Origin of the sequence: Achromobacter sp. (genome assembly GCF_036567245.1) — a bacterium.
In the GTDB taxonomy this organism is placed as follows: Bacteria; Pseudomonadota; Gammaproteobacteria; order Burkholderiales; family Burkholderiaceae_B; genus Achromobacter.
Map to the genome: position 1 here is coordinate 1 of NZ_DATCUY010000439.1, position 11,362 is coordinate 11,362.

At 65.2% G+C, this 11,362-nt stretch carries 8 protein-coding genes; all 8 read left to right on the top strand.

The window, feature by feature from the left end; genetic code table 11:
- Positions 1–449 precede the first annotated feature (449 nt).
- The 8 genes from gyrA (at position 450) to rpsA (ending at position 11,300) form a co-directional block, all read left to right on the top strand.
- Positions 450–3,119, top strand: a complete 2,670-nt coding sequence (gyrA, locus tag VIR09_RS18930) for a DNA gyrase subunit A (RefSeq protein WP_332014265.1) — start codon at positions 450–452, stop codon at positions 3,117–3,119.
- Positions 3,119–4,249, top strand: coding sequence for a 3-phosphoserine/phosphohydroxythreonine transaminase (serC, locus tag VIR09_RS18935; protein ID WP_332014266.1), 1,131 nt, complete (start codon positions 3,119–3,121; stop codon positions 4,247–4,249). Before gyrA ends, serC begins: the two co-directional genes overlap by 1 nt.
- Positions 4,242–5,327, top strand: coding sequence for a prephenate dehydratase (gene pheA / locus VIR09_RS18940; protein ID WP_332014267.1), 1,086 nt, complete (start codon positions 4,242–4,244; stop codon positions 5,325–5,327). The genes serC and pheA overlap by 8 nt, the downstream gene beginning before the upstream one ends.
- Positions 5,328–5,338: 11 nt before the next feature.
- The gene (gene hisC / locus VIR09_RS18945) at positions 5,339–6,460 is read left to right on the top strand and encodes a histidinol-phosphate transaminase (RefSeq protein ID WP_332014268.1); all 1,122 of its coding nucleotides are present in this window, start codon (positions 5,339–5,341) and stop codon (positions 6,458–6,460) included.
- Entirely contained in the window at positions 6,457–7,359 is a 903-nt protein-coding gene (locus tag VIR09_RS18950) for a prephenate dehydrogenase (RefSeq protein WP_332014269.1), read from the top strand. Before hisC ends, VIR09_RS18950 begins: the two co-directional genes overlap by 4 nt.
- Positions 7,360–7,364: 5 nt before the next feature.
- A complete protein-coding gene (gene aroA / locus VIR09_RS18955; protein ID WP_332014270.1) occupies positions 7,365–8,687 on the top strand; it encodes a 3-phosphoshikimate 1-carboxyvinyltransferase in 1,323 nt (440 codons plus the stop codon).
- A 13-nt stretch (positions 8,688–8,700) separates the two neighbouring features.
- The gene (gene cmk / locus VIR09_RS18960; RefSeq protein ID WP_332014271.1) at positions 8,701–9,387 is read left to right on the top strand and encodes a (d)CMP kinase; all 687 of its coding nucleotides are present in this window, start codon (positions 8,701–8,703) and stop codon (positions 9,385–9,387) included.
- 197 nt (positions 9,388–9,584) lie between these two features.
- The gene (gene rpsA, locus VIR09_RS18965) at positions 9,585–11,300 is read left to right on the top strand and encodes a 30S ribosomal protein S1 (protein WP_041655272.1); all 1,716 of its coding nucleotides are present in this window, start codon (positions 9,585–9,587) and stop codon (positions 11,298–11,300) included.
- Positions 11,301–11,362: the final 62 nt, after the last annotated feature.

Here is an 11,362-nt window from a genome sequence, read left to right on the forward strand (position 1 = left end):
CGAGCGCCAGAGCGAATTTGGAGGGTTTGTTCATGTTTCTCCTCGTTGAGCTTGAAGCTGGATAAGTGACTCGCAGCGAACCCCCGCCGCATATCAGGAAAACGGGGCCAGTATAGCAACGCCAAGAGCTGGTTCAAAGGAATAGCTACTGGGTTTCCTGCGTGCTGGAAACAATCTTAAGGCATTTGGGGGGCTTTGGCTTCCCTGGAGAGGCGCATTGGCGCTGGATATGACGTTTTCGGCGCTCCTTCGGTTTTCCATGTTGGTTTTTGACAACAGGGGCCGCAAGACGCGGGCGGCCGCGCGGCCGGTCGCGGCCCCATGTCCGCCGGTCCGGTCCGGCGAGGCGCCTCTTGGGGAGGACCTTCTGACCGCTCCGGGAATCGGATGATAGAATTTCCTGTTTACCCGGCCCGGGTTCCTCCTTACACGATTCTGTCGTTATATATATGGATTCCTTTGCCAAGGAGACGCTTCCGGTATCGCTGGAAGAAGAGATGCGCCGCAGTTACCTCGATTACGCGATGAGCGTGATCGTCGGGCGGGCGCTACCGGATGTGCGGGACGGCCTCAAGCCCGTCCACCGGCGCGTGCTCTACGCGATGCACGAACTGAACAACGACTGGAACCGCGCTTATAAGAAGTCGGCGCGTATCGTCGGGGACGTCATCGGTAAATACCACCCCCACGGCGACCAGTCCGTCTACGACACCATCGTCCGCATGGCGCAGGATTTCTCCATGCGCTACATGCTGGTCGACGGCCAGGGCAACTTCGGCTCGATCGACGGCGATAACGCCGCAGCGATGCGCTACACCGAAATCCGCCTGGCCAAGATCGCTCACGAATTGCTGGCCGACATCGACCAGGAAACGGTGGACTTTGGCCCCAATTACGACGGCAGCGAACAAGAACCGCTGCTGTTGCCGTCGCGCCTGCCCAACCTGCTGGTCAACGGCAGCTCGGGCATCGCGGTGGGCATGGCCACCAACATTCCGCCCCACAACCTCCAGGAAGTGGTCGACGGCTGCCTGTACTGCCTGCGCAATCCGGGCTGCTCGGTCGATGAGCTCATGGAGCTCATCCCCGCCCCTGATTTCCCCACCGGCGGCATCATCTATGGCATGTCCGGCGTGCGCGAAGGCTACCGCACCGGTCGCGGCCGCGTCATCATGCGCGCCAAGACCCACTTCGAGGACATGGAGAAGGGCAACCGCCAGGCCATCGTGGTCGACGCGATTCCCTACCAGGTCAACAAGAAGACGCTGCAGGAACGCATCGCCGAGCTGGTCAACGACAAGAAGATCGAAGGCATCTCGGACATCCGCGACGAGTCCGACAAGGACGGGATGCGCCTGGTCATCGAGCTCAAGCGCGGCGAGGTTCCCGAGGTCGTCCTGAACAACCTCTACAAGAACACGCAGCTGCAAGACACCTTCGGGATGAACCTGGTGGCGCTGGTCGACGGCCAGCCCCGCCTGCTCAACCTGAAGCAGATGATCGACTACTTCCTGCAGCATCGCCGCGAAGTGGTCACGCGCCGCACGGTGTTCCAGCTGCGCAAGGCCCGCGAACGCGGCCACGTGCTGGAAGGCCTGGCCGTCGCGCTCGCCAACATCGACGATTTCATCGCCATCATCAAGGCGGCGCCGACCCCCCCGGTCGCGCGCCAGGAACTGATGGCGAAGTCGTGGGATTCCTCGCTGGTGCGCGAAATGCTGTCGCGCGCCGACGGCGACACGCCGGGAGGCCGCGCGGCCTTCCGTCCGGACGACCTGGGCGCCGAATTCGGTCTCCAGGGCGACGGCATGTACCGCCTGAGCGACACGCAGGCCCAGGAAATCCTGAACATGCGCCTGCAACGCCTGACCGGGCTGGAGCAGGACAAGATCGTTGGCGAATACAGGGACATCATGTCCACCATCGCCGACCTGCTGGATATCCTGGCGCGTCCCGAGCGCATCACGACGATCATCTCGGACGAGCTGCAGGCCATCAAGGCGGAATTCTCGACCGGCGTGAAGGATACGCGCCGTTCGGACATCGAGCTGAACGCCACCGAGCTCGACACCGAAGACCTGATCACGCCGACCGACATGGTCGTGACCCTGTCGCACGGCGGCTACATCAAGAGCCAGCCGCTGTCCGAGTACCGCTCGCAAAAACGCGGCGGACGCGGCAAGCAGGCCACGGCCATGAAGGAAAACGACTGGATCGACCAGTTGTTCATCGCCAACACGCACGACTTCCTGCTGTGCTTCTCCAACCGCGGCCGCGTGTACTGGCTCAAGGTCTGGGAAGTGCCGCAAGGCACGCGCAACTCGCGCGGCAAGCCCATCGTCAACATGTTCCCGCTGGCTGAAGGCGAGAAGATCACCGTGGTGCTGCCGGTCAAGGAATTCAGCGAAGATCACTACGTCTTCATGGCGACCTCGCGCGGCACGGTCAAGAAGACCCCGCTGTCCGACTTCTCCAACCCGCGCAAGGCCGGCATCATCGCCGTGGACCTGGACGACGGCGACTACCTGATCGGCGCCGACCTGACCGACGGCAAGCATGACGTCATGCTGTTCTCGGACGCCGGCAAGGCCGTGCGCTTCGACGAGAACGACGTGCGTCCGATGGGCCGCAACGCCCGCGGCGTGCGCGGCATGATGCTGGAAGACACCCAGACCGTCATCGCGCTGCTCGTGGCTGGCGACGAAACGCAAAGCGTGCTGACCGCCACTGAAAACGGCTACGGCAAGCGCACGCCGATCACCGAGTACACGCGCCACGGCCGCGGCACCAAGGGCATGATCGCGATCCAGACCAGCTCGCGCAACGGCAAGGTCGTGGGCGCAGTGCTGGTCATGCCTTCGGACGAGATCATGCTGATCACGACCGGCGGCGTGCTGGTGCGCACCCGCGTCTCGGAAATCCGCGAAATGGGCCGCGCCACGCAAGGCGTCACGCTCATCAACGTCGATGACGGCAGTTCGCTGTCCGGCGTGCGCCGCGTCGTTGAAAGCGATGCGGACGATGACGGCGACCTGGACGAGGACGGTCAGGACGCGGACGGCGGCGACGACAACGGCGCTGCGGACTCGACGGATTCGACGGAACCTACGGAGCAATAATGGCCCGCCCCTGGAACTTCTCGGCAGGCCCCTCGGCCTTGCCCGAGGTGGTGCTGCAGCAAGCCGCTGCGGAAATGCTGGACTGGCACGGCAGCGGCATGTCCGTGATGGAAATGAGCCATCGCGGCAAGCATTTCGTGCAGATCTGCGATGAAGCCGAGTCCGATCTGCGCGACTTGCTCGGACTGCCGGCGGACTACGCCGTCATGTTCATGCAAGGCGGCGGTTCCGGGGAAAACGCCATCGTTCCCATGAATCTCATGGGGCGCCGCGGCACGCCGGCAGCCGACTTCGTCGTGACGGGCCATTGGTCCAAGCGTTCGTACAAGGAAGCCGGCCGCTACGGCAGCACCCATGTCGCGGCAAGCAGCGAGCAGGCCATCCAATTGGACGGCCGCGAGCAGGCGCCGCTGACCTGGGTGCCGCCAGTCGACACCTGGCAGGTGCGCCAGGATTCGGCCTATCTGCATCTTTGCAGCAATGAAACCATCGGCGGCGTCGAGTTCATGGACTGGCCCGACACTGCCGCGCTGGGCGCGCCCGACGTGCCGCTGGTCGTCGACGCGTCCTCGCATTTCCTGTCGCGTCCGATGGACGTGACGCGCACCGGCATGATGTATGCCGGCGCACAGAAGAACGCCGGTCCGGCGGGCGTGACCATGGTCATCGCGCGCCGCGACCTGATCGGCCATGCCTTGCCGATCTGCCCGTCCGCGTTCGATTACGCCAACGTGGCTGCGGATCATTCGCGCTACAACACGCCGCCCACCTTCGCCATCTATGTCGCCGGCCTGGTGTTCAAGTGGGTCAAGGCCAATGGCGGCGTGGCCGGCATGGAAGCGGCCAACAAGGCCAAGGCCGACCTGCTGTACGGCTACCTGGACAGCACCAGTTTCTACCGCAATCCCATCCACGCACCCGTGCGCTCGCGCATGAACGTGCCGTTCGTGCTGCGCGACGAATCGCTCAACGACGCCTTCCTGCAAGGCGCGGACGCGGCTGGCCTGACGCAGCTCAAGGGCCACAAGAGCGTGGGCGGCATGCGCGCTTCCATTTATAACGCCGTACCCCTGGCCGGGGTGTCGGCGCTGGTCGAGTACCTCAAGGAATTCGAGCGTCGCTATGGATGACGATCTGCAGCGCAAGCTGCTCCCCCTGCGTCAGCGCATCGACGCGTTGGACGCCCAGATTCTCGATCTTCTGACGCAGCGCGCAAGCGCTGCGCTGGAAGTGGGCGAGGCCAAGCACGCCGCGAATGCCGATGGCCCCGTGCTGCGCCCCGAGCGCGAAGCCGACGTCATCCGCCGCCTGCAGCAGACCAATCCCGGCCCGTTCCCGAATGCCGGCGTAGCCGCGGTCTGGACCGAGATCATCTCGGCCTGTCGCGGCCTGGAGCGTGGCATGACGGTCGCCTTTCTGGGGCCGCAAGGCTCGTTCTCGGAACAGGCGGCGCAGGAGCATTTCGGGCATGCCGTGCAGAAATTGCCGTGCGCTTCTTTTGACGAGGTCTTCCGCGCCGTCGAGGCAGGGCAGGCGGACGTCGGCATGGTTCCGGTCGAGAACTCCACCGAGGGCGCGGTCAACCGCAGCCTGGATCTGCTGCTGAACACGCCCCTGAAGATCCTGGGCGAGCGTTCCCTGGTGATACGCCATTGCCTGATGTCGCAGTCCGGCAGCATGGACGGCATCAAGACGATTTCCGCGCATCCGCAAGCGCTGGCCCAGTGCCAGGGCTGGCTCACGCGCAACTATCCCGACGTGGCCCGCGTGGCCGCGTCCAGCAATTCCGAGGCCGCGCGCGCGGCGGCGTCCGACCCGAGCATCGCGGCGATCGCCGGCGAGGTGGCGGCGCCTGCCTGGAGCCTGCAGGTCGTGGCCGCGGGCATCCAGGATGATCCGCACAACCGTACGCGCTTCCTGGCCATTGGCAACATCGAACCGCTGGTCAGCGGCAAGGACAAGACCAGCCTGATCCTGGCAGTGCCGAACCGCGCGGGCGCCGTCTACGAAATGCTGGCGCCGCTGGCGGCCAACGGCGTGTCCATGACGCGCTTCGAGTCGCGGCCCGCCCGCACCGGCCAGTGGGAATACTATTTTTATGTGGACGTGCTGGGTCACCGCAATGATCCGAACGTCGAACGCGCCCTGGCCGCTTTGCAGGCGCAGGTTGCCTACCTGAAAGTGCTGGGTTCCTACCCGGCGCCGTGAGCCCCTCCGACATGACCACCGCATCCAAGCCCCTCGTCGCTCCCGCGCACGTCAGCGCCATCGCGCCTTATCAGGCGGGCAAGCCCATCGAAGAACTGGCCCGCGAATTCGGGCTGGATCCCGCCGGCATCGTCAAGCTGGCGTCCAATGAAAACCCGCTGGGCATGCCCAAGTCGGCGCGCGAGGCCATGCTGGCCGCGGCCGAGTCGCTGGCGCGCTATCCCGATCCCAATGGCTTCGATCTGAAGGCGGCGCTGGCCGAACGCTACGGCGTGCCGATGAGCTGGGTCACACTGGGCAACGGCTCCAACGACATCCTGGAAATCGCGGCGCTGGCGCTGCTGGAGCCGGGCGTGTCGGCGGTGTACGCGCAGCATTCGTTCGCGGTCTATCGCCTGGCGACCCAGGCGCGCGGCGCGCGCCACATCGTGGTGCCGGCCAAGGACTACGGCCATGACCTGGACGCGATGTTCGACGCCATCGCCGACGACACGCGGCTGCTGTTCATCGCCAACCCGAACAACCCGACCGGCACCTTCGTGCCGGGCGACCAGATCGCGGCCTTCCTGGAACGTGTCCAGGCGGCCCACGGCGATCGCGTTACGGTCGTGTTGGATGAGGCTTACAACGAATACCTCGACCCCGAGTTCCGCTTCGACAGCACGGCGCTGGTGCGCCGCTATCCGAATCTGATCGTGTCGCGCACGTTCTCCAAGGCCTACGGCCTGGCGGGCTTGCGCGTGGGTTTCGCGGTGGCGCAACCCGTCCTGACGGATCTGCTGAACCGCGTGCGTCAGCCGTTCAACGTCAATACGCTGGCGCAGGCCGCGGCCATTGCCGCGCTGCGCGACGCGGCCTATCTGAAAGAGGCCTACGCCTCTAACAAAGCGGGCAAGGCGCAACTGTGCGCCGCGTTTGAACGTCTGAAGCTGCGCTACGTCCCCAGCTACGGCAACTTCGTGCTGGTGCATGTGGGCGACGCCCCGCGCATCAATCTGGAACTGCTCAAGCGCGGCGTGATCGTGCGCCCGGTAGCCGGCGACGGTTTGCCGGAGTGGCTGAGGGTGTCCATCGGGCTGCCGCAGGAAAACGACCGCTTCATTGACGCATTGACCGCCATCCTTTCCGCATGAACGACGCGTCACCTGAATCCGATCAGGGGGCCGCTGGCCCCCTGATTCCTGTATTGGCCGTCGTGGGCGTGGGCCTGATCGGCGGTTCCTTCGCCGCGGCCTTGCGCCGGGCGGGGCAGGTTGGCCGGGTGCTGGGGGTAGGGCGCAATGCCCAATCGCTGGCGCGCGCTGTCGAGCTGGGATTGATCGACGAGGCCGCCACCGCTGAGGAAGCCGCCGCGCGCGCCGACCTGATCCTGCTGGCGACGCCGGTGGGCGGGCTGGCGGACGTGCTGTCGCGCATGCGCGCGCACCTGCGTCCCGGCACCGTGCTGACCGATGGCGGCAGCACCAAGGCGGAAGTGGTTGCGGCCGCGCGCGCCGCCCTGGGTGACCGGGCCGCGCAGTTCGTACCCGGCCATCCCATCGCCGGCGCCGAGCGCACCGGGCCGGAAGCTGCCGATGCCGACCTGTACCGCAAGCGCACCGTCATTCTGACTCCCCTGGCCGAGAATGGCGCGGCCTCCCTGGACCTGGTGCGCCGCGCATGGCAGGCCTGCGGAGCGGATGTGATTGACATGGATGCGGGCGCCCATGACCGGGTGCTGGCTTCGGTCAGCCATCTGCCGCATCTGCTGTCGGCGGTCTACATGGAACAGGTGGCCGAGGCCGCCGATGCGCCGACGCGCCTGGACCTGGCTGGCAGCGGTTTTCGCGACTTCACGCGCATTGCCGCGGGTTCGCCGGAAATGTGGCGCGACATCTTTCTGTCCAACCGCGACGCGATGCTGGCCGAACTGGCCGACGTGCGCGCGGTGCTGGATCGTGCCGAACGCGCCATTGCCGACGGCGATGGCGCAGCTTTACTGACGCTGCTGGACACGGCGGCCCGCGCCCGCCGCAACTGGCGCAAGGAGTAGCTGACATGGGCGCTTTGCCTTATCTCGATCTGCCGCGTGTGCGGCAAGCGCGGGGCGTGATTGCCCTGCCGGGTTCCAAAAGCATTTCCAACCGCGTGCTGCTGCTGTCCGCCATTGCTGAAGGCAGCACGGTCATCACCGGATTGCTGGATTCGGACGATACTCGCGTCATGCTCGGCGCCTTGCGCCAGTTGGGCGTGCAGGTGTCGGAACTGGACGCGGGCAGCGTCACGGTGCAGGGCGTGCGCCGCTTTCCCGAGGAAAGCGCGGACCTGTTCATGGGCAATGCCGGTACCGCGATCCGGCCGCTGACCGCCGCGCTGGCACTGATGGGCGGCGACTACCGCCTGTCGGGCGTGCCGCGCATGCACGAACGTCCCATCGGCGACCTGGTCGACGCGCTCAGGGGCCTGGGCGCCAGCATCGACTACCTGGGCCAACCCGGCTATCCGCCCCTGCGCATCGGCCGTGGCGACATCGCGGCGGACGCCGTCACGCGCGTGCAGGGTTCGGTGTCCAGCCAATTCCTTACCGCCTTGTTGATGGCCGCGCCGCTGCAGGCCGGCCGCAGCGGCAAGCCAGTCACGATCGAAGTGCTGGGCGAACTCATCTCCAAGCCCTACATCGAGATCACGCTGAACCTGATGGCGCGCTTCGGCGTGCAGGTGCGGCGCGACGGCTGGAGCCGCTTCGTCATCGACGGCGGGGCGGCCTACCGCAGCCCGGGGCGGATCGCGGTGGAAGGCGACGCCTCCACGGCCTCTTACTTCCTGGCGTTGGGCGCGATCGGCGGCGGGCCGCTGCGCGTGACCGGCGTCGGCGCCGACAGCATCCAGGGCGACGTCGCCTTTGCCGCCACGCTGGCCGAGATGGGCGCCTCTGTGACTTACGGTCCGGACTGGATCGAAGTCTCGGGCGCACGCGTGGCCCAGGGCGAGCGCCTGAAGGCCTTCGATACCGATTTCAACCTGATTCCGGACGCCGCGATGACCGCGGCCGCCCTGGCGCTTTACGCCGACGGCCCGTGCCGTTTGCGCAACATAGGCAGCTGGCGGGTCAAGGAAACCGACCGCATCCACGCCATGCAGACCGAGCTGGAAAAGCTGGGCGCGCAGGTGGAATCGGGGCCGGATTGGCTGCGCGTGACGCCGCCGGCACAGGATGCCTGGCGCGATGCGCACATCGGCACCTGGGACGACCACCGCATGGCCATGTGCTTCTCGCTGGCGGCTTTCGGGCCGGCGGCGGTCCGTATTCTCGATCCGGGTTGCGTCAGCAAGACCTTCCCGGGTTACTTTGATGTTTACGCGGGCCTGGTTACGGCCTAGCGAAGAATTGCCCATGACTTCGATTTCCCCTGAAACTTCTTCTGTCCCGGTCATCACCATCGACGGCCCCACCGCGTCCGGCAAGGGTACGGTGGCCCACCGCGTCGCCAAGGCGCTGGGCTGGGACGTGCTGGACAGCGGCGCGCTCTATCGCCTGACCGCCCTGGCGGCACTCAACCGCGGCTTGTCGGCCGAGGACGAGCCTGCCGTGGCGCGGGTGGCAGAAACCCTGGACGTGCGTTTCGAAGGCCCCCATGTCTACCTCGAAGGCGCGGACGTGGGCCACGAGATCCGGCGCGAGGAAGTCGGCAATTTCGCCTCGCGCGTGGCCGCCTTCCCGGGCGTGCGCCAGGCGCTGCTCGAGCGCCAGCGCGCCTTCCGGGTGGCTCCGGGCCTGGTTGCGGACGGGCGCGACATGGGTACGGTGGTGTTTCCCGACGCGCCCCTGAAGGTATTCCTGGTCGCCGATGTGGTCGCGCGGGCGCAGAGGCGCTGTAAGCAGTTGATCGAAAAGGGAATTTCTGCTAATCTTGATGACCTCCTACGGGATATGCGCGAGCGGGACGCCCGCGATATGGGGCGAACTACAGCGCCCTTGGCTCCCGCAGCGGATGCACACGTGCTGGATTCGTCTGATTTGACGATTGCAGAAACGGTGCAGGCAATACTGGATTTCTGGAAGAAGGCCGCCGCGGATTGAGCAATTGGTTGCAGGCTTTCCCCAAGAATCCTCCGTAGTTTTCTGTTTTTTTTATCGGCCCTGTTCACGCTAGGCGCAACCCCCACGGGCCACCCCGCAAGGGCGAACCGGCAAGCAGGCATTTTGACTCCACTGTGACGGGCAATCCGTTGCGGTGTGTTTTTAACGGCCATTTCGGCCCAATGGATTTCAACCCCATGTCTTCCGTTTCCACTACCGTCGCCACCGGCGGCGAAAGCTTCGCCGACCTTTTCGCACAGAGCCTCAAGAGCCAGGACATGAAGTCCGGCGAGGTCATCAGCGCCGAAGTCGTCCGCGTCGACCACAACTTCGTCGTCGTCAACGCCGGCCTGAAGTCCGAAGCGCTGATCCCCCTGGAAGAGTTCCTGAACGACCAGGGCGAGCTCGAAGTGCAACCCGGCGATTTCGTCTCGGTGGCCATCGATTCCCTGGAAAACGGCTACGGCGACACCATCCTGTCGCGTGACCGCGCCAAGCGCCTGTCGGCCTGGCTGCAACTGGAAAAGGCCCTGGAAAACGGCGAGCTGGTTACCGGCACCATCACCGGCAAGGTGAAGGGCGGCCTGACCGTCATGACCAACGGCATCCGCGCGTTCCTGCCGGGTTCGCTGGTGGACCTGCGTCCGGTCAAGGACACCACCCCGTACGAAGGCAAGACCCTCGAATTCAAGGTCATCAAGCTCGACCGCAAGCGCAACAACGTCGTTCTGTCGCGTCGCCAGGTGCTGGAAGCCAGCATGGGCGAAGAGCGCCAGAAGCTGCTCGAAACCCTGCACGAAGGTGCTGTGGTCAAGGGCGTGGTCAAGAACATCACCGACTACGGCGCGTTCGTGGACCTGGGCGGCATCGACGGCCTGCTGCACATCACCGACATGGCCTGGCGCCGTGTGCGTCACCCCTCCGAAGTCCTGCAAGTGGGTCAGGAAGTCGAAGCCAAGGTGCTCAAGTTCGACCAGGAAAAGAGCCGCGTCTCCCTGGGCGTCAAGCAACTGGGCGAAGATCCGTGGGTGGGCCTGGCTCGCCGCTACCCGCAAGGCACCCGCCTGTTCGGCAAGGTTACCAACCTGACCGACTACGGCGCGTTCGTTGAGGTCGAAGCCGGCATCGAAGGCCTGGTGCACGTCTCCGAAATGGACTGGACCAACAAGAACGTCGATCCGCGCAAGGTCGTGACCCTGGGCGAAGAAGTCGAAGTCATGGTCCTGGAAATCGACGAAGACCGTCGTCGTATCTCGCTGGGCATGAAGCAGTGCCGCCAGAACCCGTGGGAAGAGTTCGCCACCAACTTCAAGCGTGGTGACAAGGTCCGCGGCGCCATCAAGTCGATCACCGACTTCGGCGTGTTCGTCGGCCTGCCCGGCGGCATCGATGGCCTGGTTCACCTGTCCGACCTGTCGTGGACGGAAACCGGCGAAGAAGCCGTGCGCAACTTCAAGAAGGGCGACGAGATCGAAGCCGTGGTTCTGGGCATCGATACCGACAAGGAACGCATCTCGCTGGGCATCAAGCAGCTGGAAGGCGACCCCTTCAACAACTTCGTTGCCACCTTCGACAAGGGCGCCGTTGTTCCGGGCACCATCAAGTCCGTCGAAGCCAAGGGCGCTGTTGTCACGCTGTCCGTGGACGTTGAAGGCTACCTGCGCGCTTCCGAGATCTCCTCGGGCCGCGTCGAAGATGCCACCACTGTTCTGAACGCCGGTGAAAACATCGAAGCCATGATCGTCAACATCGACCGCAAGACGCGTTCGATCCAGCTGTCGATCAAGGCCCGCGATAACGCCGAAACCGCCGAAACGATCCAGCGCATGTCTGACGCCAGCGCTTCGTCCGGCACCACCAACCTCGGCGCGCTGCTGAAGGCCAAGCTGGACCAACAGCGCAACGACGGTTAATTCGTGACCAAGTCGGAGCTGATCGCCGCCTTGGCGGCCCGCTATCCTCAGCTGGCCGCCCG